The following is a 24,621-nucleotide window of genomic DNA, read 5'->3' as shown; positions in this document are numbered from 1 at the left end:
CGTTCCTCCCTTGCTGTCGCTTCAGATCGCGTTGCGGACGGAGACGACGACCTGCCCGTCGAGCATGTCGATGCGGCGGCGGGCGAGGTCGGCGTGGCTGGGGGAGTGCGTGACCATGATGATGGTGGCGCCCTCGTCGTTCAGGCGCTGGAGGATGTCCATCACCTGTGCGCCGTTTTCGGTGTCGAGATTGCCGGTCGGTTCGTCGGCGAGGATCAGGCTCGGTTCGCCCACGATGGCGCGCGCGATGGCCGCGCGCTGCTGCTGACCGCCGGAAAGCTGGGACGGGTAATGCCGTGCACGATGGGCGATGCCGACATGATCCATGGCATGGGACACACGGCTCTGGCGTTCGGCCTTGGGCATGTTGCGATAGATCAGGGCGAGTTCGATGTTCTCCTCAATCGTCAGTTCGTCGATCAGGTTGAAGCTCTGGAACACATAGCCCAGATGTTCGCGGCGGAATTTCGCCAGTTCTGCCTCGTTCATCGCCGTCAGTTCATGCTCGCCGAAGCGGTATGAGCCGCCGGTCGGACGGTCGATCGTGCCGAGGATGTTCAGCAGCGTGGACTTGCCGCAACCCGACGGCCCCATGATCGCGACGAATTCGCCTTTTTCGATCTGGAGTTCGATGTCGTGCAGAGCGGTCGTCTCCACTTCGTCGGAGCGGTAGAGGCGCTGGATGTGCGAGAGTTCGATCAGCATGGTGTCCGGTCCTGCAATGCGTTGCGTCAGTGAATCGCGAGATGGCTGAAATTCTTGTAGGAATTGTAGGAAGAGACGATCACCCGATCGCCGTCATGCAGGCCGCCGGTGATCTCGACCTGTTCGGGATTGCGGCGGCCGGATGTGATCGACACGCGGTCCGCACTATGCTCGCCCGAGGCCATAACGAAGGCCGAAGAGCCGCCGCTGGCCTCCAGCCATGCTCCGTTGGGCAGGACGAGCGCACGATGGGTTTCTCCCAGCGTGATGCGCAGATCGATGCTTTCTCCGCGCCGCAATCCGGCCGGCGGGGGGCTGTCGAATGTGAGTTCCGCCCGGAACTGACCGTTCGTGACCTGCGGGTGAACCCTTGAGACGGTCATGGGCAGTTTCGTGTCGCCCAGATCGGCTTCGGCCCGCTCGCCGACCGCGACGCGGCCCAGATAGAACTCATCAATATCCGCATCGAGCCTGTACTGGCCTTCGCTGTCGATCTGGCCGATCTTGTCTCCGGCCTTGAGAGACTGGCCGGGCTGGAGATCGAAATTGGTCAGGCGTCCATCCAGCGGCGCACGGAGATCAAGCGCTCCAAGACTGGCCTCCACCACCTCCAGATTGGAGCGCAGACGCTGGGCTTCTTCGTCAATTTCGCCCCCCTGCCGGTCCGCGACTTTCAGGTCCTGCGTCAGGGCGCTTTCAAGGCGTTTCAGGCGCTGCGCGTAATAATCCGCTTCGTCGCGATAGGACTGGACGTTGGCGTCGGATTCAAAACCCTGATCGTGAAGCTGCTGGCGGATGGAGAGTTCGCGCTGGGCCTTGAGCAGATTGTAGCGGGCCTCTGCGCGCTGCGTTTCTTCGGTCGTGCGCGTCTGTTGCAGGGTCAGGCGCTGGGCGCTGACGGCCCCAAGCTGGCTTGCGATCTGGGCTTCGCGGGAGGTGACGTCGAGCTGGAGCTGGGGGTTGTTCAGATGCGCCAGAACGTCTCCCTTTTTCACGAGCGCGCCGTCCTTCGCCACGACTTCGGACACTTCGCCGCCCTGAATGGCATCAATGAAGGTCACGTTGAGTGGGGCTACGGTGGCGCGGACGGGAAGGTAGTCGAGAAAGGGCGCGGATCGGACGGTTGCCACTGTCAACTGGTCTTGGGAGACAGAAAGCGTTCCCGATGCCGGGACGAGGCGCCACCCGGCCCAGATCAGGCCCGCAACCGCGACGGGGGCACCATAACGCAACGCCCGCCGGGTCAGGATTCTGCTCCGCGACGGGGCGACTGCCCGGTCCATGACGGCACCGGATGCAGGGCGGAGTGCGGCGTTCGGCGGGGCTTTGGAAACGGGTTGATCCATGCACTATTTCTCCTGTTGGCAAACAGTGTATCATGGTGGAAATGGAATTTAACTTATTGATAAATAACGATAAAATTGATTCTGATTTTACGGGTATGTCCGGTTTCGAACAGGGTGTCCGGAACCGGACACCCCTGAAAGGTCTGTCAAGATCACAATGAATGCAATCCGAAACGAATCGGGGGAATCCGCTCTTCCGGCACCGCGTCTTCTCTTCGTTGATGACGATCGCGATGTGCAGGTTGCGGCCCGTCTGCTGTTCCGTCGCAGCGGGCTGGACATTCTTTCCGCGCATGGGGCGGATGAGGCGTTGACGCAGCTGGCGTCGTTTCCTGTCGATCTCGTGCTGCTCGATCTCAATTATACGAAAGGAATGACTGCTGGTGCCGAAGGGCTGGCCCTGCTCAGGGACATGCTGGTCCTGCGTCCGGACCTGCCGGTGATTGTCGTGACCGGCCATAGTGGTGTGACGATTGCTGTTGCGGCGATGCGCGCCGGGGCTGTCGATTTCGTCATGAAGCCCTGGAATAACGAGCGTCTTCTGGCTTTGGTCGAAGGGACGCTGAAGAAATGCCGGGCCCGTCAGGCGACTGAGGCAGAACCCGCTCTGATTGTAGCGTCTGATGATCTGAGGCGGACCATTGCCGAAGCGGACCGTTTGGCTGTGACCCGCGCGTCACTGATCATCACGGGTGCGCCGGGTGTCGGGAAGATGCTGCTGGCGCGGCGCATTCATGCTCTTTCTTATGAAGACGATCCTGCGGTGATGCTCCGTGCGGAGGATTGCGAGGCTTTGCCGGAAGGGCGGGGAACGTGGATCTTTCGCAATATCGAGGCGCTGTCTGCGCCCATGCAGCGCCGTCTGGCGGACAGGCTGGACGCACGCGTGGCTCCACGGGTGATTGCTCTGTCCTCGCGCGATCATGCGGCTCTGGAGGATATGCTTGATCCGCGTCTGATGCTGCATCTGGGAATGGTCGGACTGACCCTCTCTCCTTTGCAGAGGCGAGCGGACGATATCGTTGCTCTGAGCGCGCATTTTCTGCGGTATTTCGCAGCCCGGCATGGACTTGCCGAACCCGGAATGGACGAGGGCCGCCTTCGGTTGCTGTGTGAGGAAGAGTGGCCTCAGAATGTGCGCGGTCTGCGTGCGGTGGTTGAGCGGGCTGTACTCACTGGGACATGGGAAACGGCTTCCGAAGAGGCCGAAGCGGTCCCGAACGCAGCGCTGACGCTGCGCGATACCGAGCGATCCCTGATCGAGACGGCGTTGCGCAAGCATGGATTCAATGTGACGCAGGCTGCGCGGGAACTGGGTCTGACCAGACCGGCGCTGTATCGTCGTATGGCACGGTACGGGCTTTAGATGCGGGTCGTAGCTGAGACGTTCCTGCGGCTTTTTGGCATCGTGGCGGCCTGTCTGCTGACCGTTCCTGCCTGGCAGCGGGGGTTTTATGCGACGGCCCTTCTGTGCATGTGCGTCGGGCTAATCTGTGCAGGGTCTGTCGTTGCGGCGCAGATCCGGGTGACGCGGCGTCTGAAACGGCACGAGCCTTCCGTCGTGCGTCCCGTGGATCGGGAAAAGCTGCGGAACCGGGCGCTGCTCGATCATGCGCCTGTGCCGCTTCTGGTCCAGTATGTGGATGGGACCCTGCATGCCGCCAATCGTGCGGCGCGGCGTCTGTTCATGACGGAAGGGGTCCTGCGTGAGCCACCCGAAGCTCTCATCGCGGCTTTGGAGAAGGAGGCGTCGGGGCCGGAAAAACGCCTGATCCGTCTGGCATCGGCAGGGAGTGCGCCGCGGGTCTATGCGCTGTCGGTCGGCAAAGGCGCCGGGGCAGGAGGGATCGTTGCGTATCTGGCGCTGACGGACATCGAGGCCGGGTTGAACGCTGCGGAAGCTCAGGCGCTGCGTGGTCTTCTTCAGGTTCTCAGCCACGAGATCATGAATTCCCTCACACCCATCGTTTCCCTGTCCGCCACGGCCGAAGAGCTGTTTTCCGAATGTCGGGGACCGGCAAACAGCAGCCATAAGACAGGGTCATTGATTGCGGAGGCGCTTGGGACGATCCGGCGTCGTGCAGAGGGGCTGGATCGTTTCGTGCGCGGCTATCGCGATCTGGCGCGTCTGCCCAGACCGGATCTGAAGCCCGCAGACCTTGGCGCGCTGGTGCGTGAAATCGCCACGCTTTTTATGGCGCGATGGGGTGCGCGCGTGGTGCTGGACGTGGTGGTGCCTGCGGGGCGGCTCATGGTCCGGCTTGATGCCGCGCAGATGGAGCAGGCGCTTATGAATCTTCTGAACAACGGGGCCGAGGCTGCTCTGGGACAGTCTGCACCCCGAGTGCAACTGGCTGTTGAAATGGCCGATCATGCCGTTCTGATCAGAATCCGCGATAATGGTTCAGGGATTGATGCAGCGCTGCGGGAACAGGTTTTCGAGCCGTTTGTCTCGTTCAAGGCGGGCGGCAACGGAATCGGACTGCCTCTGGCGCGCCAGATTGTCAGGGGACATGGCGGGACGCTGGTCCTGAGCCAGGCTGGCGAGCGGTCGGAATGGACGACGACCTTTGACGTGCAGATATGAATGGCCCGCTCAGGCTGGCTTCGGAGGGTCTTCTGACGCAGCAGCGGGATAGAAAATTTTTCCGCGGCTGATGTCGACGCGGACATTCTGCATCTCCTGTGGGGAGAGGTCTGTGGGTGTAATCATTTCAAATGCGGCCTCGGCGGTAACGATCTGATAGCGGAAAAGCCCGTTGGAAAAATGGGGGCGTTTTTCCACGGAAGCCTGTCCAGCCCCGGGCAGGAGGAAGACGTCATGTGGGCGGATAAAAGCGGTCGCGTCTCCGTCTGGCCCCTCGAACGGGAAAGGGGCGATGTCGGTATTGTCCGGAACGAACTGACCAGCCCGGACGATACCCGGAAATTTGAGGGTTTCGCCCAGAAACTCCATGACAAAGGGCGTTTGGGGGGCACCATTCAGGGTGGAGGCGTCCGCGGCCTGAACGATGCGGCCCTCCTGCATGACGACGAGCGTGTCTGCGACGTCCATGGCTTCTTCGTGGTCATGGGTGACGAGAATGGTCGTCAGGTTCATCCGGTCGTGCAGGTCCCGGAGCCAGCGGCGGATGTCACGGCGGACCAGAGGGTCCAGGGCGCCGAAGGGTTCATCGAGCAGGAGAAGTCTGGGGCCTGTTGCCAGTGCGCGGGCAAGGGCCACGCGCTGTCTCTGGCCGCCGGAAAGCTGGTCCGGGTAGGCTTTTGCGAGATGGGGAAGCTGGATGAGGTCCAGAAGTTCAGTGACGCGGCGCTGGATGGCGGCGCGATCGGGGCGCCGTGCGCGGGGCAGGACGTCGAGGCCAAAGGCGATGTTCCGGGCCACGGTCATGTGTCGGAACAGGGCATAGTTCTGGAAGACAAATCCGATGCCCCGGTCCTGTACGGGGCGGTCGTGGATGGGGAGGCCGTCGATCAGCAGCGTGCCTTCGGAATGGGAGTAAAGGCCTGCAATGGCTCTGAGCAGGGTGGTTTTTCCGGCTCCGGACGGTCCGACAAGCGCGACGAACGCGCGGTCTTCGACGGTTAGCGCGATGTTATCGAGCAGTTTGCGCGAAGAGCGGGGGGCGTATTGCGTGAAGGCTTCGAGAGTGATGCTCATGGATGCTGTTTTCTGAAAGAACGCTCGAGAAACATGCGGATCAGGACCGTTGTCATTGCGACAAGGACGAGAAGGGCCGCCATCGCGAAGGCTGCTACGGACTGGTAGCCGTTATAGAGGGTCTCGATATGGAGCGGCATGGTTTCTGTGACGCCGGGGATGTGGCCTGAAATAACGGCGACTGCGCCGAATTCCCCCATGGCGCGGGCTGTCGTGAGAAGAATTCCCGAAAGAAGCGCCCAGCCTGCGTCTGGGAGTGTGACGTGGATCAGGGTTTTCCAGAAGCCCGCGCCGAGCAGGAAAGCGGCTTCTTCGGCGGCACGGCCCTGCTGTTCCATATAGGGCATGAGGGTGCGTGCGACGTAGGGGAAGGTCACGAAGAGCGCTGCAAGAATGATGCCGGGGACGGCGAAGGCGATGTGCAGACCGTGATGGCCGAGCCAGTTTCCCCACCATCCCTGCCGGCCGAAAAGCAGCAGCCAGACCAGCCCCGCAATCACGGGAGAAACGCTGATGGGGAGTTCGATCAGGCTCACCAGAAGGCGGGCACCTCGGAAGTCGTATTTCGTCAATGTCCAGGCCGCAGCGATGCCGCCTGCCGTGTTGATGACCGTCACGATGGCGGTGACGCAGGCTGTCAGGCGGATGGCGGATCGGGCTTCCGGGTCTTTGAGGGTTTCAAGAGCCGTATGCAGACCCTGACGCAGGGCTTCGTGCAGGATCAGGGCCACAGGCAGGACGATGAGAAGGCCGATGATGGTGTAGCTGAGCAGGGTCAGGACAACGGGGGTTATCCGGGAAGACTGACGGGTCATGCGCCGTCCTCACGGACCAGTCCGGAAGAGACCGAACGACGCAGATGGCTGACGGCAATGAGGCAGAGCAGGGCCGTGACGAGCAGGATCAGCGCGATGGAGGTTGCGCCATCATAGTTGAATTCCTGAAGCCGCATGACGATCAGTAGCGGTGCGACCTCGCTGTGGAAAGGCTGGTTGCCCGCAATGAAGATGACGGAGCCGTATTCCCCAATGCTCCGTGCAAAGGCGAGCCCTGCACCGCTCAGAAGCGGGGGCGCGAGAGCGGGCAGGAGAATACGGCAGAAACGCTGCCATCCCGATGCGCCCAGAAGGAAAGCGGCTTCCTCGACATCTTTGGGAAAGCTGCGAAGCACGGGTTCGACGGAACGGACGATGAAAGGCAGTCCGATGAAGGTCAGCGCGATGACAATTCCGGCGGGAGAAAAGGCGAGTTTCAGTCCCAGTTTTCCTGCAGGGGCGCCGATCCATCCGCCGGGGCCGTAAAGGGTGGCCAGAGCGATGCCGGTCACGGCTGTGGGAATGGCGAAGGGGAGGTCGATCAGGGCGTCTACGGCGCGATGGCCGGGCGGTCGGTAGCGGACGAGGGTCCAGGCCAGCAGCAGGCCGATCGGCAGGTCAATGAGGACCGCCAGGAAGGCGCAGATAAAACTGACCCGCAGGGCGGCATACATGCGTGCGTCATGCAGCGCATGGATCATCGGGCTGAGGCCGTGCTGCCAGGGCCGGAGCAGCAGCGCCGTCAGGGGGAGAACGACGAGCAGCCCGGTCCAGAGCAGGGTCAGGCCCAGCGACAGTGAAAAGCCGGGTAATGTCTGGCGTCGGCGCGGGAAAGAACCCAGGCCCGTCACGGTCAGGAGTTTCACATTCAGTGGCTGTAGATCTGGTCGAACACGCCGCCGTCCGAGAAATGGGCTTTCTGCAGACGGGTCCAGCCGCCCAGGCTGGCGACGTCGAAGGTTGTGGTGTGTGGGAAGACTGCGGCTGTTTCGGCCTGAATCGCAGGGTCCACGGGGCGGAAATAATGTCTGGCGCCGATCCGCTGACCTTCTGGGGAGAACAGGAAGTCCAGATAGGCGCGGGAGACGGCTTCGGTTCCGTGTTCCTGCACGTTGCGGTCCACGGTGGCGACGGGAGGTTCAGCGAGAATGGTGAGGGGGGGCACGACAATATCGAATTTGTCCGGCCCCAGATCGCGCGAGGCCAGCAGGGCTTCGTCTTCCCATGCGATCAGAACATCGCCCAGGCCGCGCTGGACGAAGCTGTTGGTAGCGCCACGCGCGCCCGTATCAAGAACGGGGACATGCGCAAAGAGCGCTTTAAGGTACGCTGTTGCGGACTGTTCCGTCCCGCCGGGCTGATGGAGTGCCCAGCCCCATGCGGCCAGATAGTTCCATCGTGCGCCCCCGGATGTCTTGGGATTTGGGGTGACGACCTGAATGCCGTCGCGGATCAGATCGGGCCAGTCGTGGATGTTCTTTGGATTGCCTTTACGCACGAGGAACACGATCGTGCTGGTATAGGGCGTTGAATTGTGCGGCAGGCGTTTCTGCCAGTCTGTAGCCAGAAGGCCGTTCTGGGCCAGAATATCAATATCGTATGCGAGGCCCAGCGTGACGATATCCGCGGGTGCGCCTTCCAGAACCGAGCGCGCTTGCGCGCCGGAGCCGCCATGCGATGACGTTACGACAACGCTATCTCCGCTATTGGTCTTGGACCAGAAGGCCGGGAAGGCATGGTTGATGTCGCTGTAAAGCTCGCGCGTCGGGTCATAGGACACATTCAGAAGGTGGTAATCCGCAGCATGTGCGGCGGACAGGCACGGACCTGCGATGAGGGCTGCGGCGAGAACCAGTGTTCCTTTGAGGGTGTAACGGCGGGACGACAGGTTTTTCATGGCCATGAGCCTTCGGGAGCAGGGGAATGTCGGATCGATCTATATAACAAAAACAAAACGTCATTAATTAAAACAACGATATCATTTTGATTATAGATCTGCCTATTGCCGTCAAGCGTGTCCCGGATCGATTCTTGAAAATCGGCTGAAAAACAAAGATTTCAGAAGAAAACAGAACGATTCTGTAACGCGGGATTGAAAACGCCGAAGGGTTTGTGTTTTCAATAACTATGAAATAGAGTTTTTAAATAATAGAACTATCAGGATCAGTTTAATGACCCTCAGCTCCGCTTCTGCTCACCCGAAAAAAGCGTGCTGCGTTCCGCAGGCGGCACGGGCGTCTTCGCGCACGCCGTCTGTTCCGGTGTTTCAGGATCGTCAGCTCTGCCATGCATCGGGCTATGAGGACATGGTGCTGATCGGGGAGGGGACACACCAGATTGGCGCTGATGATTCCGAAACCCATGTCGCGGATGGCGAGGGGCCGGTCCGGTTCGTGGAGGTCGATGCTTTCTGGATCGACCGATATGCCGTCAGCAACCGGCAGTTTGCGGCCTTTGTCGCAGCTACGGGGTATGTGACGGAAGCTGAAGCGGAGGGGTGGTCGTTCGTTTTCGAAGGGGTGGCGACGGCGACGGCGAAGAAGCGCCGTCTGCGCGGTTCTGTTCCGCAGACGCCGTGGTGGCTGCCGGTCCGTGGCGCGCAGTGGCGTCATCCTGAAGGGCCGGGGTCGCATATTTCTGCCCGTCAGGATCATCCGGTCGTGCATGTGTCGTGGAATGATGCGGCCGCCTATGCGGTCTGGGCAGGCAAGCGTTTGCCGACGGAAGCGGAATGGGAAATTGCCGCGCGGGGCCGGATGCAGAATTTCCGTTACCCCTGGGGAAATGAACTGCGTCCTGATGGGGGGGCGCAGTGCAACATCTGGCAGGGACGTTTCCCTGATGAGAACACCCGGCAGGACGGGTATGTGACGACCGTGCCCGTTACCGCATTTCCGCCGAATGGATACGGCCTTTACAACATGGTGGGCAATACGTGGGAATGGTGCTCCGATTTCTGGAGCCCGGTCTGGCATCAGGCTGAAAATGCCCTGACGCGCTGCAATCCTTCAGGACCACCCGAGGGGACGGACAGGGTGATCCGGGGGGGATCGCATATGTGCCATCACTCATATTGCAACCGGTATCGCAATTCGGCACGGACCCATACGACGCCTGACAGCTCTCTCGGTCATATCGGTTTCAGATGCGCATCATCGGCCGTGGTGGATCTGTGAGCATGGATCGACCCTCCAGAGCGGTGAGCCGCCGTCATCTTCTGGCGACGACGGCCGGGGCCGGTGTGGCGTTTTCGGCCGGTGCTGCTGCCCGTGCAGGTGCGAAGACCGTCTCTGCCGCGTCAGAAGCCCCGGCAGACCGGAAGCCGAACATCATCTGGATCGTTTGCCATGATATCCATGCGCCTCTTCTGGGATGTTACGGCAACCCTCTGGCGGTGACGCCGACGATTGACGCACTGGCCCGCGAGGGAAACCGCTTTGAAAGCGCCTATGCCACTGCCCCGGTCTGCTCTCCGTCGCGTTTCTCGCTGGTCACGGGACTGTATCCGCAAAGTTGTGGGCCAGCGGAAAACATGCGCGCTGTGGCCCGCATTGCAGGACAGTTCGAGAGCCTTCCGGAACTGATGCGTGGGGCGGGGTATTACTGCACCAATAACGTCTTTACCGACTACAACTGTGACCTTGATCCTGCGACGATCTGGGATGAGTGTTCGGTGACGGCGCACTGGCGGAACCGCCCGGCGGGGAAACCCTTTTTCGCGGTCTACAATTATCTCATCACGCATGAATCCCATCTGTTTGAGACGGGCGCGACCGTCACTGATCCTGCGCGGGTCCATATTCCGCCCTATCTGCCGGACACGCCCGATATCCGGGATTCTATTGCGCGCAACATCGACATGGTGAACCGGCAGGACAGGGCTGTGACCCACATTCTGGGCGAGCTTGAACAGGATGGTCTGGCGCAGGACACGATCGTCATGTTTTTCGCTGATCATGGCGGCGTGCAGCCCAGAACGAAGCGCTATTGTTATGAAGGGGGGCTGCACGTGCCCCTGATTGTGCGGTTTCCAAAGAAATTCCAGCATTTTGCGCAACGTGCGGCCGGGCAGGTCAGTCCGGATCTTGTGAGTCTGGTGGATATGGCACCGACGACACTGACGCTGGCAGGGGCGGCAATTCCCCGGCATATGCAGGGACAGCCATTTCTCGGGCAGCACGTTCCCGCGCCACGCGATCATGTGTTCAGTGGTCGTAACCGGATGGATGAACGGCTGGATCTGATGCGGACGGTCCGGAGTGGGCGTTACCGCTATATCCGCAACTACATGCCGCATCGCATTTACGGACAGCATAATGCGTATGAGTCGAAAGGTCGCGGTTACCAGTCGTGGGAAGAGGAGTGGCTGGCGGGGCGTCTGAACGCTGTTCAGGCAGCCTTCTGGCAGGCCAAGCCGGGTGAGGAGCTTTACGATCTTGCGGCTGACCCGCATCAGATCAGCAACCTGATCGACGATCCGGCGCATCAGGCTGCACTGCAACATCTGCGGGATGTGCTTGATGCGCAGATGACTGCGATCAACGATAATGCGTTCCTTGCGGAAGGACTGCGACATCAGGGATATCAGGCAAGCCGCGAGTCTGGAGCCTATCCGTTGCCCGAACTGATGGCGCTGGGGGCGAAGGTGACCCAGCGTAGCGCAGACCATCTTCCGGCGTTCAGGGCCTCTCTTGGAAATGATAGCGAAGCCGTGCGGTACTGGGCGGCTACGGGTATTCTTGCGGTGCAGACGCCGTTGGATGCCCGGACCACTCATGATGTGGCATTGGCATTTGGAAAAGAGCCGTCTGTGGTGATCAGGGCTGTGCTGGGTGAAATTCTGCTGAATGGCCCCGATGCTGCTCAGGCCATCGACTGGGTTGCGGGAAAGATCGCGCAAACGGGTGATCCGGAGGGGGCGCTGGCTGCGGTTCTGGCGGCGACTTATGGGCGGAACGTGCGCTCTCCCGCCGTAACGCCAGCTGTTCAGGCGGCCCTGACGACGCGTGTTTTGCCGCCTGATGTGCAGGGTGTTCTGGGGCTTTTCGCGGTACGGGCCGCCGCGCGGTATCTCAGCGAAAAACGCGCCGGAACCTATACGCCGCGTCTGAAACAGCCGTCCGATTTTGATGCAGCCGCCATGCAGAGTCCGGCAGGAAAGAAGCTGGTGGCGGCCATGGGAGGCAGGATCAGTGATCCGCAGATCTAGAGGCTGCGGGAAGAAACTCTCAATTCTCTCATACTCTCCGCAAAGCTTTTGGCTCTGCGCGGGGGCAGAATATCCGCAGGAACATCATGGTACAGGTCAGACGTCGCACCCTTCTTGCCTCAGGCGGAGGCGCCTTCGTGGCAAAAGGATATGGGCAGTCCCTTCCGAAAGGCAGGTGGACGAATATTCTCTATCTTCATTCCCACGACAGTGGACGGTCGCTCGAGCCTTATGACAGCGCGGTCTCTACTCCGGAAATAGCCTCTCTGGCGCGTGAGGGCGTGACGTTCCGGCAGGCGTTCAGTGCGGCACCGGTCTGCTCTCCCAGTCGTGCGGCTCTGCTGACCGGTCAGTCTCCCCATCGTTCCGGAATGATTGGGCTGGCGCATCGGGGTTTCAGGCTGAACGATCCGCGGCAGCTCCTTTTCCGGGACCTGCAGAAATTCGGATATCAGGCCGTGCTGACAGGGATGCAGCATGTTGCCGCTGATCCGGACACGCTGGGGTATGACAGGAATCTTGCCTATCGCGACGAGAGCGGGAAATGGCGTGCGGAAGCTTCTGTGGTGGCACCCATAGCCGAGCGGTTTCTGGACAGCCGGCCCAAGCAGCCGTTTTTTCTGGATGTCGGATTTTTCGAGACGCATCGGGAGTATCCGGACCCGACACCCGCGGATCTGGAGCGTGTGCGAAGCGTTCCGCGTCCATTACCCGATACGCCGGAAATCCGCCACGATTTCGCGGCGTTCGGGGCAAGCGCGCGTCAGTTGGATGCGGGTGTCGGGCGGGTTTTGCAGGCTTTGTCCAGAAATGGTTATGACCGCAATACGCTGGTTATTTTCGTCACGGATCATGGCATCGCTTTTCCGGGCATGAAATGCAACCTGACGGATGACGGGATCGGAACGGCACTGATCATGCGAGGGCCGGGTCTGGCCGTGGGGCATCAGTCAGACGTGATGGTTTCGCAGATTGATGTTTTTCCGACAGTTTATGATTATCTGGGCATCCCGCGTCCTTCCTGGCTTGTGGGGCAATCTTTTCTTCCGGTCTTGCGGGGCAGTCAGGCGGAAATCCGGGATGCCGTCTATGCTGAGATGACGTATCACGCGTCATATGAACCGATGCGGGCCGTCCGGACGCAGCGATGGAAATATATTCGCAGATTTGGAAGTCGCAGGCAGCCCGTGCTGCCGAACTGCGATGACAGTCCCAGCAAGTCCGTCTGGGTCGGGGCCGGATGGCCGGATCATCATCTGCCTGAAGAGGCTCTTTATGATCTGACGTTCGATCCTGCGGAAACCGGTAACCTGTGTCACGATCCGCAGTATGGAGACGTTCTGCGGGAAATGAGAAAGCGCCTGCGGCGCTGGATGCAGGAGACGCAGGACCCGCTTCTCAAAGGGCCTGTGGCGGCTCCGGTGGGGGCGGTTGTCAATCCGCCCGATGGTCAGTCCCCTTCGGAACCGACGGTGCCTGCCTGAGAAGGGAGGGCTGGCGTCATGACTTTGGCCGCCAGCCCTGCGATTGTATTATTTTTCCGGATCTGAAGCCGGAACCACGACTGTTTCGGTATGGGAGACGGTCGAGGGCACCCATCCATATGGCACGGGCTGGATACGATAGACCCAGTTGGAGCGCGTTGTTTTTCCTGAAGAGCTGCCGGGCGTTTCACCTGAATAGGGCGAAACATATTCCCACACGATTTCACCCGTGGGCGTGACCTGGAAGAAGCGTCCGTTCATGCCTTCGTCGATCAGGGTATTGCCATTGGGCAGCCGGTCCACGGAGCTGATGAAGCTGCTGTAGAAGGACCATGGCGGGCCGCCGGAATTCTCGCCTGTGTACTGCCAGACGACCTGCGCCGTTACGGGATTGATTTCCAGAATTCGCGAACCGTTGGCGACCTGCAACGGACGGGCGGGATAGCCTGCTTCTCCCTGATTGTCGAAAACGATCAGGTTGCCTGCCCCCGGTAGGCCTTCGGGAATAAGATGCGCGTCATGCTGTCCGACGAACTGGTCGACGGCGAAAGGAACAGCCGGTTCGCTGCGGCGCCGCTGCGGGAGGTTGGGGCCCAGACGCCAGACGACCTTGCCGGAATGGCGGTCCAGGATTGCGATGAAGTTGGCCTCCCGTGAATCGATCAGGATGTTGTCCGGTGCGAAACGTTTGTCTCCCGCACGATACCAGTGGTTATCGCCTACAAGCTGCATGTTGTTGATATGAAGGTAATCCGGATTTTCAGCATGCGTTACCAGTTGAAGCTGGCTGTCGGTAAAGCCGAATTCCCGAAGATGGTCTCCGGCCTTCCAGGTCCAGCGGATGTTGCCGTCCGGGGCGATCTCATAAATCACGTCATCCAGTACCGGCTTGGCCCCGCCGGGGATGGAGCGGTTCTGGTTGGCCAGAAGAAGCGTGCCGCCATCGGGCAGGCGGGCCCAGTCATGATGCTGACGGGCATTGCCTTCAGGCGACTGAAGCCCCCATTCCCAGAGCGTTTTGTCAGACCAGTCCACATAACCGAACGTCCGGTTACGGAAACCGGCTGTGGCTCCGGGGATCTTGTGGGTGCCGTCCCCGCGGATTTCTGAAAGCTGAAGCCCGATAATGCCCTTCTGTCCCTGAACCAGAGCGGGATCAATGTATTTGGCGGGGAATCCGGCCTGTGCCCATTGCCGGACTTCGTGACCGTTCATGTCGATGAGATGGGTGTGATTGTCGCTTCCGGAAAACAGGATGAAGCTGTTGTAAGCCTTTTCGGGGTTGTAACGTGTGACGCCGGTCGGCACCACGCTGGGGACGGCTTTTGCTGCGTCGGGGATGGCCATGAGGGCAGTGCACAAGGCCATCGTGCCCATAGCGCTGGTGGAGAGCCTGAGTGGGAACGAAGCCATATCACTTACCCTGTTATCTGGAATCATGGTCTCCCGGAGGAGTTTGCCAACTGAAACCGCTTTTCGAGGTTCTTTCAACCATCAATATTGGTTTTTATGAATTTACATCCTATTTTTTGGTTGTTAATATTTTTAACCATAATTGATAGTTTAATAATCCAGACTGAAAGCCCGCAGATGACCCGATTTGTCCAGAGGCGTCGCGCCTTCCTTTCCACTGTCGCAGGGATCGGCCTTGGCGCAATGACGGGGCCGGGAGCGCGGGCGATCGCCCAGCCGGGGATTTCGGGCCGTTCCGGCGAAAGAGCAAAGGCACCGAACATCATTTTCATTCTTGCGGATGATCTTGGATACGCGGATGTGAGCTGCTTCGGCACGCCGGGTTTTACAACGCCTTCCATCGACCGTATCGCGCATGAAGGCATCAAGCTGACGCGCGCCTATGCGAACTCCGCCGTCTGTTCCGCGACGCGGACGGCCCTGATTACCGGGCGTTATCAGGACCGGATTGCCTGTGGTCTTGAAGAACCGATTGCCTCCTCCAGCGGGAAAATCGGGCTTCCGCCGGGATTGCCGACCTTGCCGGGACAACTTCACAGGGCCGGGTACAGGACGGCTCTGGTGGGGAAGTGGCACCTTGGGAGCCCTCCGGAGTTCGGGCCGCTCAAGAGTGGCTATGACCATTTTTACGGTATTTCCGGTGGCGCTGCCGACTATTTCACCCATCAGGGAAAACCCGGTGAGAACCAGTTTTATCGGGACGACCATCTGATCCACGATCATGGTTATCTGACGGGGCTTCTTGGGGATGAAGCCGTTCGGCTGGTCGACACTTTCGCACAGGACGCGTCGCCATTTTTCCTCAGTCTGCATTTCAATGCGCCGCACTGGCCTTGGGAAGGTCCGGAGGACGAGGCCGAGTCAAAGCGCCTGAAAGGTAAAATCTTCGACTACGATGGCGGAACGCAGAAGACCTATGGCCGGATGGTCAGAGCCATGGATGACCAGATCGGCCGGGTTCTTGCAACACTTGACCGCCATCAACTGACGGAAAATACGATCGTCGTGTTTACCAGCGATAACGGCGGCGAGCGTTTCTCCGAGATCTGGCCTTTTACGGGCATGAAGGGGGAGCTTCTGGAAGGTGGGCTCAGGGTGCCGGCGGTTCTGAGGTGGCCCGCACGGGTGAGGGCAGGATCCGAAAGCGACCAGACCCTCATTACGATGGACTGGCTTCCCAGTTTTCTGGCTGCTGCGGGTGTGACGCCGGACGCAACTTTCCCGTCCGACGGCACAAATCTTCTGCCATTCCTGGGTGATCCGGAGAAACGCCAGTCGCGCTCACTGTTCTGGCGTTACAAGATCCATGACCAGCACGCTCATCTCGATGGCGATTACAAATATCTGAAAATCGGGGAGAACGAATTTCTCTTCGACGTTGTCAGCGATCCGCGCGAGAGAGCCAATCTGAAAGATCGCAAACCCGAGCTTTTTGCCCGTCTGAAAAAGGAATGGGCAGCTTGGAATGCAACGATGCTGCCTTTCCCGCAGGGCAGCTACAGTTGGGGAGCGGATGCCCAGGATTTTGCGGATCATTATGATGCGTCCCGGTCTGACTGATGTGGGGTTCACCAAAGCAGACCAGAACATAGGAAATATAACATTATAAAATAGTGTAAATAAATACATCCCGAATCCGATTCGTTCGTATGGACCGAATCAAAACGACGATATATCGTTCTTATGTAAAAACAACGATATATAAATGTTAATGCGGTTCGGGAATATTCTGGTCATGAAGAAAAAATACGTCCTGCTTACCGCCATCGCTGCCGTGGTTGATGTGACGGGGTGGGACAGTGCGCAGGCACAGAGCGCCGTCCCCAAAGAAGGAATCGCGGCCACGCATACCGCGCACAGGCACCATACGGCAAAATCGGTTCCGGCAGCTCGGCCCACTCTCAAAGCGGTCAGGGCGCCGGTCTCCGATCCGGAACGGATCCATGTGGTCGCATCTCCGGTGCAGGCAGCAGCGCACACGATTGACCAGGAAACGCATGCGCTTCAGAACGTTCCGCAGGCTGCGACACGGATCGGTGCACAGGAACTGAAGGCCGAACATATCACGGCCCTGCCTCAGGCCGCGCGTCTCCTGCCGACCGTTCAACTCAATATTTCTAATCCGCGCAACACCACAATCAATATCCGTGGTCTCGGAGCCGCCGGAACGGCAGCGACGGATGGGATCGAAGGGGGCGTGGCGGTGTATGTCGATGGTGTTTATCGTTCACGCCCTGCAACAGCGCTGAGCGATCTGGTCGATCTGAACGGGATCACCGTCCTGCGTGGTCCGGCGGGAACGGAAGGGGGCATGACGGCCACGGCAGGCGCCATCGAACTCACAACGGCCGCGCCGGATCTGCATACCCGACATGTCTATGGTGAAGCGGGGGTTGGAAATTATGATTATAACCGCTGGAGCCTTGGGGTGACGACGCCGCTCATCAAGGACAAGCTTGCGGTCCGGCTGAGTGCGTTGGGATATGGCAACAGCGGCTGGGTCAAAAACCTTGCGGGCGGGGGCGATATTAATGGCCAGACAAGCCGCTCTTTCCGCGCACAGGTTCTGTATCACCCCACGGATGAGCTGAGTGTCCGGCTGACGGGAGATTATGCCCATCTTCGTGAAAACTGCTGCTCTGGGGGGCTCTACAAGATCGTTGCAACCAAGACGGATGGCAGCGCCGTAGCGGGAACGCTGCCGCAGCGTTTGGGTTGGGCGGGATATGGTGGCACGGCCCCCTCCAATGCGCCTTATACCATCAACCGAAGCTCTCTTTCTGACGCAGAGCAGGAAGACATGGGGCTTTCGGGCCATGTGGACTGGCACCATGCCAATTTTACGCTGTCCTCCATCACGGCTTTCCGGTGGTGGGACTGGGCACCGCATAATGACGGTGATCTGGGGCCGGCCAATGCCATTCTCAACAGCAATGCCAAGGTCGATCAAAGGCAGTTCACGCAGGAACTCCGTTTTTCCAGTTCTCTAGGGCGTCTGCTCGATTATCGGGTTGGAGCGTTTTACATGTGGCAGGAAAACCGTGTTTACGGCGATACCCGCTACGGGCCGGATGCCGGAGCGTGGTATGGATATGGAACCGGAAGCTCACCCGTCAGCGGTATTTCTGCCGAACAGGCCTCGAATGTCCTGAACAATTATGACGTGCGCAGCTATGGACAGCCCACCACCAATTATTATGGGCTTTACGCGAACGGGACCTGGCACATCACCCGCAAACTGGATTTCGTGACGGGCGTACGATATAATTACAGTGCCAAAACGGGAAGTTTTTCCCAGTGGCAGGTCACACCCGAAAGCTACAATTCAGCCGTTACATCAGTGGCTACGGCAGAGAAAATCTGGGGCCTGTATGGTAGCAATACGGGATATGGCGCGCATGTCGATAATGGTTTCGTAACTGGACAGTTCGTTGCGAAATACCATGTGGCGGATAATGCCATTGTTTACGGCCGCTATGGCCGTGGCGGAAAATCCGGTGGCCTCAATCTGGTCTCTTTTTCTGCAAGCCAGCTTTCTCAGGGCGCAGTTTCGCCGAATGTCGGAAAGGAGACGGATGACTCTTTTGAGGTCGGGGCGAAGGCGCAGTTTCTTCAGAACCGTCTTCTGGTCAGCGGTGCGCTGTATCAGACGAACGACCACAACTATCAGGTCACGGCAGTTCATGAATATCAGGGCGCGCTGGTTTCCTATCTGAGCAGTGCTCCGAAAGTGCGGGTCCGTGGTGCGGAGATGGACATTCATTACAGCCCGCTTGCCAATCTCGTGACGTCTTTGTCTGCGTCTTACAATGACGCCCAGTTCCTCCAGTATTCCACAAGTGCGCCGCCGGAGCTGGCGTGGAAAGGCGCTTACAGTCTCGCCCATACGCAGATTCCATTCGTGCCGAGATGGGCGCTGTCGGCTGCGGTGCAGTATTCGCACGGGATCGGAAAGGTTTTTTCCCGCCCGCTCGATGCCTATGCAGGCGGAAGCTACAATTACAACACCCGCATGAACACCTCCAGCAACAACTCCGTTTATGGCTGGGTCCCAGCTTATGGCACGCTGAACCTGAATTTCGGGTTCCGCGATCATCAGGGGCGTTGGGAGCTTGCGGGCTTCATCAATAATGCAACGGACGAGCGGCGTGTCACGCAGATTTCCCAGGGAAGCGCCGCTTCGGGAAATGGCAGTTGGTACGCCTATGTCACGCAGCCCCGCAATTTCGGCTTTATTGCCCGCGTGAACTACTGAACCGGCGAGGAATGGTCATGAAAAGACAGATGTCTCTGGGCCTTCTTCTGGGCAGTACGCTTTTATGGGGCAGTGTTGTGCAGCATGTCCGTGCCGCAGAGCCGTCCCAGGCGACGCAGGGCTGGCCGCAATCGCCACAGGCGCCTAGGGGGGCGCCGAATATTGTCGTGATTCTGATTGATGATGTCGGATTTGGTGCGACGAATGTTTTTGGTGGCCCGATTTCGACACCGGATTTCACGCGTCTGGCGGATGCCGGGCTGCGATATAACAATTTTCACGTCAATGCTTTGTGCTCCCCGTCGCGGGCGTCATTGCTGACAGGATATAATGACCGACAGGTGGGGTTTGGAAATATCGAGGAAGCGGCTTCGAAGCATCCGGGATATAATACCGTTCTGCCTGCGAACGTGACACCGGTTGCCGAAGTTCTCAAGGAGCACGGATATAATACGGCGGCGTTCGGGAAATGGCACAATACGCCTTACTGGCAGATCAGCGCGGCGGGGCCGTTTGATCTGTGGCCGACAGGGCGGTGGGGGTTCGAACATTTTTATGGGTTTCTCGCCGCAGCGGACAACCAGTATTATCCGCGTCTTTACCGTGACCAGACCCCTGTTGAGCCGTCTTCCACGCCGGAACAGGGCTATTATTTCACGACCGACATCACCAACGAAGCCGTCCGCTGGCTGCATCAGCATGACGCCGTGGCGCACGATAAACCGTTCTTCCTTTATTATGCGACGGGTGCGACGCACGAGCCGCATCATGTGCCCAAGGCATGGATTGCGAAATATAAAGGGAAGTTCGATCAGGGCTGGGATGTTATCCGGCAGCAGAGCTTTGAGCGTCAGAAGGCGCTTGGCGTCATCCCGGCGAATGCGGAACTGACACCGCGCCCCTCCACCCTGCCTGCATGGGACAGTCTGTCTGCGGATGAAAAGAAGCTGCTCGCGCATCAGGCCGAGGTTTATGCCGCTTTTGCCGAAGAAACCGATCATGAAGTCGGACGGCTTCTGGCGACTCTGCGGGAGGAAGGCATTGCGGACAACACGCTTGTCTTGGAAGTGTTCGGGGATAATGGCGGGAGTGCCGAAGGCGGGTTTCTGGGGAGGGATGCGAAGACTGCGGAGGGCGGAACGCCGGATGTCAGGACGCGTCTGGCCGACAGTGATGCGCTGGGAAGCGAGTTGTATCTCAACCATTATGCCGCCGCATGGGTATGGGCGCTGACGTCTCCGTTTCAGGGCACGAAACAGGATGCCGCCCATCTGGGTGGGACGACGGACCCGCTGGTCATCTCCTGGCCCGCACGCATCCACGACACTCATGGAATACGGGGTCAATTCGGGCATCTGAACGATATTGCGCCAACGCTTTATGAAGCCGCCGGGATTACACCGCCGTCCCACACGGCGGGCGTTGAGCAACTCCCGATTGAAGGCCGGAGCCTGCTTTATACGTTCGATCATTCCGACGCCCCGTCGCGGCACAAAGTGCAGTATTTCACCACGAGCGGAAATCTTGGCATTTATTCCGATGGATGGTGGGCCGGACAGCTTGCTCAGGAAACGTGGGAGGTGGGTGACAACCGCGTGTATCTTACGCGTGGGACACAGCCACGGACGCATCCGTGGGAACTCTACAGGCTGAGCGATGACTACAGTCAGGCTCATGATCTGGCTGCGAAATATCCCGAAAAACTCAAAGAGCTTCAGGCACTTTTCCAGCACGAGGCCAGCCGTAATCATGCAGATCCGCTCCGGCCCGGAGTTGACGCATATCCGCTTGGTACGGCGACAGGTCAGACGGTCTTTACATACCGCTCTGGCGTGGATCGCGTAGGGCCGCGTTTTGCACCGGATTTGGGGCATGATCCGTATACGCTGAGTGCTGATGTCGATGTTCCTGCGGGCGGGGCGCAGGGGGTGATTTTCGCCGAGGGCGGGCGATATGGGGGTGTCACCCTTTATGTTTCGAAGGGGCGCCTTGTTTATGAAGCCAATGCAAATGGTGTGCGGACAGGACAGATCGTAACGTCTGCTCCTTTGGCGGCAGGACGGCGGCATATTGTCGTGACGGTCACACCGGAGCAGGAGCGGACAGCGGGGACAAGCGATGCGGCAGCGGAGATGATCCGGCGCTGGGTGGGCGGGAAACCGGTTCCCGCGACGGTAGGGCTTTCCGTGGACGGAGCTCCGGCCCGGCAGGCGCGTTTCAGCAACATCGCCCTGTCATCGCGCGAGACTCTCGATATCGGTCGTGATCTGGGGTCTGCCGTGAGCCCGGCCTATACGGTGCCCGCAGCATTTACGGGCCGTATCGACACGGTCACCCTCACGACTGCGCAGTCCTCCGGCCAATGAATCCCGTTCCATCAAAGGAGGCGCAGGCCTTGATCCGTTCAATCCGTATGAACCGCCGGACACTCCTCGCCGGAACCGCAGCGCTCGGCACGGTGACTTTGGGGCTGTCGGAGGGGGCTGCACAGGCAGCTTCCAGGACAGTCTCGCGTGAGCCCAACATCATTTACATCATCGCGGATGACCTGGGTGTGTATGATCTGGGCTGTTACGGCCAGACCAGAATCCGCACACCGCATATCGACCGGATGGCGGCTCAGGGCATGAAGTTCACGCAGGCTTATGGTGGCGCGCCCATCTGCTCGCCTTCCCGCTGTGCGCTCATGACGGGGCGTCATATGGGACATGCGTCCATCCGAGACAATTTTGCGCTCGCCGGAGGCGTGGTCGGATACAAGGGGAAGGAGCAGATCCGCAGGGCCAATCTGTTCGATAAGGAACCGACGGTCGCGTCCGTTCTGAAAGAGCAGGGATATGTGACGGGGCTGGTGGGGAAGTGGCATCTCGATGGTTACGATCCTGATGCCATCCCGACGCGGCACGGGTTTGATGAATTCCACGGATGGTTGACGCAGACGGAAAAGACGCAGGGCTATTTTCCGGAGAAATGGTACGACGGCACGACGTTGCAGGATGTCGCGGGAAATGCCGGCGGGGGGCGGGCTGTCTACGAAACCGACATCGTGACGGATCAGAGCTGCGACTTCATCAGGCGTCATCGCCAGAAGCCTTTTTTCCTGACGGTCGCCTATAACGCGCCGCATAGCCCGCATATTACGCCAGCCGAGGGGGATTATGCAGGAGAGCCCTGGGGCGCCCGGGAAAAGGCCTATGCGGCTATGATCGAATTTCTGGACGCTGGCGTCGGCAGTATTCTGCAAACGCTTGAAGCGTCGGGGCTGGACAACGATACGATCGTGTTTGTGTCGTCCGATCATGGGCCGAGATCCGAACCCACGGCGGAGCAGACGGAGGTTGTGACCTTCTTCAACTCTCATGGTCCGTTGCGAGGCTATAAACGCGAGCTTTACGAGGGCGGAATCCGTGTTCCGCTGATTGCGCGCTGGCCTTCACGGATCGCCGCGGGCACGACGAACGGGACACCCGTTTATCATCCAGATTTGCTGCCGACGGTTCTCGGGCTGGCAGGGCGCAGTGTTCCTGTGGTGACGGATGGTCGCGATCTGACACCCGTTCTGCTGGGGCAGGGGGAGCTGCCGGAGCGACTGCTCTACTGGGAGACGTATGAGCCGTCTTTCTGGCAGGCGGCGCGTCTGGGGCGATGGAAAATCGTGCGGCCTGTCGGGTCGTCCCGGCTGGAACTTTATGATCTGACGGCAGATCCGGGCGAAAAGCGTGATGTGGCCACCAGATATCCCGAGATTGTCCGCGAGCTCTCAGGACGACTTGTGTCGGAACACAGGCCGTCGCGTGAATATCCGATCGCCCTTTAACCAACGAAAGGGGACACCGATCATCGTCCGCCCAAGCAAAAGAGACGATGATCGGTGACTTTGCTGTCAGGCCCTGAGGTCGTGCAGCAGATCGTGTGCGTGCTGGGCAGCCATTCCGGCTTTCAGGTCCCTACCAACGCTACGTACGCAGAGGGCGAGGGACAGGGCACCGGCATCGGGATGGCCCTTGCTCCGTTCGCCGTGCATTTTCGCCCGTCCCATCCGGGGCAACAGGTTGCGTGTGTCCTGCGCGGCCTGATAGGCGGCCTCTGCGCCTTCCATCCAGGCTTTGACAAGCTCATGGCCCGCGGCCAGTTCCCGCTCCAGCGTTTCCACAAACGGGACCAAGGCATCCACGAGAGTCTTGTCGCCGGGCCTGGCCCTGCCGAGCAGCATGATGCGCTCCATACTGTTGCGGGCGCCCTGCGAAAGCTGTTCGGCACTCGGCAGACGGCCATCATCTAGCGCCGTGCTGAAGGCCCGCAGACCTTCTCCCCAGAGCGCACCCGATGTGCCCCCGGCACGGTCGGCCCAGGCATCGGCTGCCGTGGCCAGAACCGTAGCCGGGCCGGCACCGGCATTGGCTGCGTTACGGGCGGCGCGGGCTGATGCTGCGGACCCGCGCGCCATGCCCTGTCCATGGTCGCCATCGCCAGCAAGGGCGTCGATATGCCCCAAGCTGGATTCCTCGGCGGCCAGCATCTTCGCCAGATTTTCCATGACATCCGCAACACACGCCCCGCCCTGACGGCCCGCTGCGGTAGCGGAGCGCATATAGACGATCGTCGCCTCATCTTCGACGGCAAGGTCAGCCACGCCGTCCCCGACTAACTTGTCATGGCGCAGGGCCGCGGAATCCACTGGCGCGCGCCAGTACTCCTCAAGATCCTCGTCGAGCCATGTCAGAGTCAGGGAACAGCCCGCCATGTCCAGACTGGTGACATATTCGCCCACCAGTGGGGCCACGAGGGTTAGCCCGGCGTTTTCGAACATTGGCGCCAGCGCGTTCCACAGCACGAAAAGCTCTTCCTGCTTGGTGCTGCCCAGACCGTTCAGTAGCACAGCGACACGTCGCGGCGCTTCGTGGGGAATTTCGGCCAGCAGACGGTCGAACAGGATTTTTGCCAGCGCTTCCGGGCTGGGGACGTCCTGTTCATCAATTCCCGGCTCACCGTGAACACCCAAACCTAGGGCCATGCGGTTCTTGGGAACTTCAAACAGTTTTTCAGTCTCGCCGGGCAGGGTGCAGCCGTCGAAAGCCACGCCGAAGGTGCAGGTCTGACGGTTCACGCGATGCGCGACTTCCTCGACCTCATCAAGCGTCAGTCCGGCTTCGGCAGCGGCCCCGACGATCTTGAAAATCGGTAGGTCTCCCGCAATGCCCCGGCGGCGTTCGCGGGTGGAGGCGTCCGAACTGGCCACGTCATCGGCGGTTGCCAGAACGCGGACGTCATAGCCCTCTTCACGCAGACGGTCGGCAGCAATGCCGAAATTGAGTACATCGCCCGCGTAGTTGCCGTAGCCGAGGATGATCCCTCCGCCGAGATCGGCCTGTCGGGCGATGCTCTTGATGGCCTGCGTAGAGGGGGATGCGAAAATGTCGCCTGCCACGGCAGCATCGCCGAAGCCCTTGCCGACATAGCCCGCAAAGGCGGGATAGTGGCCCGAACCGCCTCCCAGCACGACGGCGACCTTGCCTTTGGGGCCGGGTTTTGCCCGCAGAACGCCGCCACGGACGAGGCGCACAAGGTCATGATGGATCAGGCTGAACCCACGAAGGGCTGACATTGCGAAATTGGATGCGTCGCCGCAGATCTTGGTCATGTGTTTTTCCTCCAGTCGTGTCCCGCAGCGGG

The 24,621-nt window shown here is 59.9% G+C and carries 17 protein-coding genes; 9 read left to right on the top strand and 8 right to left on the bottom strand.

All coding sequences use genetic code 11. The features are described 5' to 3' along the window. Positions 1 to 21: 21 nt before the first annotated feature. Together JK213_RS08255 and JK213_RS08250 are read right to left on the bottom strand one after the other, a co-directional pair. The gene (locus JK213_RS08255) at positions 22 to 705 is read right to left on the bottom strand and encodes an ABC transporter ATP-binding protein (protein WP_146859045.1); all 684 of its coding nucleotides are present in this window, start codon (positions 703 to 705) and stop codon (positions 22 to 24) included. Between the two features lie 26 nt (positions 706 to 731). Beyond that, positions 732 to 2,051: an efflux RND transporter periplasmic adaptor subunit gene (locus tag JK213_RS08250; RefSeq protein ID WP_228125504.1), complete on the bottom strand. Its 1,320-nt coding sequence runs from the start codon at positions 2,049 to 2,051 to the stop codon at positions 732 to 734. A 157-nt stretch (positions 2,052 to 2,208) separates the two neighbouring features. Here JK213_RS08250 and JK213_RS08245 point away from each other — a divergent pair, with 157 nt between their 5' ends. Both JK213_RS08245 and JK213_RS08240 read left to right on the top strand, forming a co-directional pair. Next, positions 2,209 to 3,417, top strand: a complete 1,209-nt coding sequence (locus tag JK213_RS08245; RefSeq protein WP_194262475.1) for a sigma-54 dependent transcriptional regulator — start codon at positions 2,209 to 2,211, stop codon at positions 3,415 to 3,417. After that, positions 3,418 to 4,638: a PAS domain-containing sensor histidine kinase gene (locus JK213_RS08240; protein WP_194262476.1), complete on the top strand. Its 1,221-nt coding sequence runs from the start codon at positions 3,418 to 3,420 to the stop codon at positions 4,636 to 4,638. 9 nt (positions 4,639 to 4,647) lie between these two features. On the opposite strand, the gene JK213_RS08235 is transcribed toward JK213_RS08240, so the two are convergent. The 4 genes from JK213_RS08235 to JK213_RS08220 are packed head-to-tail and all read right to left on the bottom strand — an operon-like array spanning position 4,648 to position 8,430. Then, on the bottom strand, positions 4,648 to 5,712 hold the full coding sequence (locus JK213_RS08235; protein ID WP_194262477.1) for a sulfate/molybdate ABC transporter ATP-binding protein: 1,065 nt from the start codon (positions 5,710 to 5,712) through the stop codon (positions 4,648 to 4,650). Next, positions 5,709 to 6,527, bottom strand: a complete 819-nt coding sequence (locus JK213_RS08230; RefSeq protein ID WP_194262478.1) for a sulfate ABC transporter permease — start codon at positions 6,525 to 6,527, stop codon at positions 5,709 to 5,711. Before JK213_RS08230 ends, JK213_RS08235 begins: the two co-directional genes overlap by 4 nt. Then, positions 6,524 to 7,378 carry a sulfate ABC transporter permease subunit CysT gene (cysT, locus tag JK213_RS08225; RefSeq protein WP_322783043.1) on the bottom strand — a complete coding sequence of 285 codons (855 nt, stop codon included), beginning with the start codon at positions 7,376 to 7,378 and terminating at the stop codon, positions 6,524 to 6,526. Before cysT ends, JK213_RS08230 begins: the two co-directional genes overlap by 4 nt. Positions 7,379 to 7,395: 17 nt before the next feature. Further along, positions 7,396 to 8,430, bottom strand: a complete 1,035-nt coding sequence (locus tag JK213_RS08220; protein WP_211571345.1) for a sulfate ABC transporter substrate-binding protein — start codon at positions 8,428 to 8,430, stop codon at positions 7,396 to 7,398. Positions 8,431 to 8,698: 268 nt separating this feature from the next. On the opposite strand from JK213_RS08220, the gene JK213_RS08215 reads away from it, so the two are divergent. The 3 genes from JK213_RS08215 to JK213_RS08205 all read left to right on the top strand — a co-directional run bounded on the left by JK213_RS08215 (position 8,699) and on the right by JK213_RS08205 (position 13,220). Further along, positions 8,699 to 9,703 (top strand): formylglycine-generating enzyme family protein, encoded by a 1,005-nt coding sequence (locus JK213_RS08215; RefSeq protein ID WP_194262480.1) that lies wholly within the window; start codon positions 8,699 to 8,701, stop codon positions 9,701 to 9,703. A 2-nt stretch (positions 9,704 to 9,705) separates the two neighbouring features. Further along, the gene (locus JK213_RS08210) at positions 9,706 to 11,736 is read left to right on the top strand and encodes a sulfatase (RefSeq protein WP_194262481.1); all 2,031 of its coding nucleotides are present in this window, start codon (positions 9,706 to 9,708) and stop codon (positions 11,734 to 11,736) included. Positions 11,737 to 11,822: 86 nt separating this feature from the next. After that, a complete protein-coding gene (locus tag JK213_RS08205) occupies positions 11,823 to 13,220 on the top strand; it encodes a sulfatase (protein WP_194262482.1) in 1,398 nt (465 codons plus the stop codon). Positions 13,221 to 13,268: 48 nt separating this feature from the next. On the opposite strand, the gene JK213_RS08200 is transcribed toward JK213_RS08205, so the two are convergent. Further along, on the bottom strand, positions 13,269 to 14,633 hold the full coding sequence (locus tag JK213_RS08200; protein ID WP_194262483.1) for an aryl-sulfate sulfotransferase: 1,365 nt from the start codon (positions 14,631 to 14,633) through the stop codon (positions 13,269 to 13,271). Between the two features lie 177 nt (positions 14,634 to 14,810). On the opposite strand from JK213_RS08200, the gene JK213_RS08195 reads away from it, so the two are divergent. The 4 genes from JK213_RS08195 to JK213_RS08180 all read left to right on the top strand — a co-directional run bounded on the left by JK213_RS08195 (position 14,811) and on the right by JK213_RS08180 (position 22,765). After that, positions 14,811 to 16,253 carry a sulfatase gene (locus JK213_RS08195; RefSeq protein ID WP_194262484.1) on the top strand — a complete coding sequence of 481 codons (1,443 nt, stop codon included), beginning with the start codon at positions 14,811 to 14,813 and terminating at the stop codon, positions 16,251 to 16,253. A 175-nt stretch (positions 16,254 to 16,428) separates the two neighbouring features. Continuing rightward, positions 16,429 to 18,948, top strand: a complete 2,520-nt coding sequence (locus JK213_RS08190) for a TonB-dependent receptor (RefSeq protein ID WP_194262485.1) — start codon at positions 16,429 to 16,431, stop codon at positions 18,946 to 18,948. Between the two features lie 17 nt (positions 18,949 to 18,965). Then, positions 18,966 to 21,314 (top strand): arylsulfatase, encoded by a 2,349-nt coding sequence (locus tag JK213_RS08185; RefSeq protein WP_211571344.1) that lies wholly within the window; start codon positions 18,966 to 18,968, stop codon positions 21,312 to 21,314. 29 nt (positions 21,315 to 21,343) lie between these two features. Then, on the top strand, positions 21,344 to 22,765 hold the full coding sequence (locus JK213_RS08180) for an arylsulfatase (protein ID WP_249200473.1): 1,422 nt from the start codon (positions 21,344 to 21,346) through the stop codon (positions 22,763 to 22,765). A 66-nt stretch (positions 22,766 to 22,831) separates the two neighbouring features. On the opposite strand, the gene JK213_RS08175 is transcribed toward JK213_RS08180, so the two are convergent. Next, the gene (locus tag JK213_RS08175) at positions 22,832 to 24,589 is read right to left on the bottom strand and encodes a dihydroxyacetone kinase family protein (protein WP_194262487.1); all 1,758 of its coding nucleotides are present in this window, start codon (positions 24,587 to 24,589) and stop codon (positions 22,832 to 22,834) included. Between the last annotated feature and the right edge of the window lie 32 nt (positions 24,590 to 24,621).

The sequence above is a fragment of the Gluconobacter sp. Dm-44 genome (assembly GCF_018256175.1).
GTDB lineage: Bacteria > Pseudomonadota > Alphaproteobacteria > Acetobacterales > Acetobacteraceae > Gluconobacter > Gluconobacter cadivus.
The sequence above is the reverse complement of the archived record's forward strand: the minus strand, read 5'-3'. Positions and strand labels throughout refer to the sequence as shown.

Excerpts from the sequence above, each read along its gene's own strand:
- JK213_RS08220 (WP_211571345.1), bottom strand. The coding sequence starts at position 8,430 with ATGGCCATGAAAAACCTGTCGTCCCGCCGTTACACCCTCAAAGGAACA.
- JK213_RS08190 (WP_194262485.1), top strand. The coding sequence starts at position 16,429 with ATGAAGAAAAAATACGTCCTGCTTACCGCCATCGCTGCCGTGGTTGAT.
- JK213_RS08210 (WP_194262481.1), top strand. The coding sequence starts at position 9,706 with ATGGATCGACCCTCCAGAGCGGTGAGCCGCCGTCATCTTCTGGCGACG.
- JK213_RS08200 (WP_194262483.1), bottom strand. The coding sequence starts at position 14,633 with ATGGCTTCGTTCCCACTCAGGCTCTCCACCAGCGCTATGGGCACGATG.
- JK213_RS08215 (WP_194262480.1), top strand. The coding sequence starts at position 8,699 with ATGACCCTCAGCTCCGCTTCTGCTCACCCGAAAAAAGCGTGCTGCGTT.
- JK213_RS08205 (WP_194262482.1), top strand. The coding sequence starts at position 11,823 with ATGGTACAGGTCAGACGTCGCACCCTTCTTGCCTCAGGCGGAGGCGCC.
- JK213_RS08255 (WP_146859045.1), bottom strand. The coding sequence starts at position 705 with ATGCTGATCGAACTCTCGCACATCCAGCGCCTCTACCGCTCCGACGAA.
- JK213_RS08230 (WP_194262478.1), bottom strand. The coding sequence starts at position 6,527 with ATGACCCGTCAGTCTTCCCGGATAACCCCCGTTGTCCTGACCCTGCTC.
- JK213_RS08235 (WP_194262477.1), bottom strand. The coding sequence starts at position 5,712 with ATGAGCATCACTCTCGAAGCCTTCACGCAATACGCCCCCCGCTCTTCG.
- JK213_RS08195 (WP_194262484.1), top strand. The coding sequence starts at position 14,811 with ATGACCCGATTTGTCCAGAGGCGTCGCGCCTTCCTTTCCACTGTCGCA.
- JK213_RS08185 (WP_211571344.1), top strand. The coding sequence starts at position 18,966 with ATGAAAAGACAGATGTCTCTGGGCCTTCTTCTGGGCAGTACGCTTTTA.
- JK213_RS08175 (WP_194262487.1), bottom strand. The coding sequence starts at position 24,589 with ATGACCAAGATCTGCGGCGACGCATCCAATTTCGCAATGTCAGCCCTT.
- JK213_RS08245 (WP_194262475.1), top strand. The coding sequence starts at position 2,209 with ATGAATGCAATCCGAAACGAATCGGGGGAATCCGCTCTTCCGGCACCG.
- JK213_RS08240 (WP_194262476.1), top strand. The coding sequence starts at position 3,418 with ATGCGGGTCGTAGCTGAGACGTTCCTGCGGCTTTTTGGCATCGTGGCG.
- JK213_RS08250 (WP_228125504.1), bottom strand. The coding sequence starts at position 2,051 with ATGGATCAACCCGTTTCCAAAGCCCCGCCGAACGCCGCACTCCGCCCT.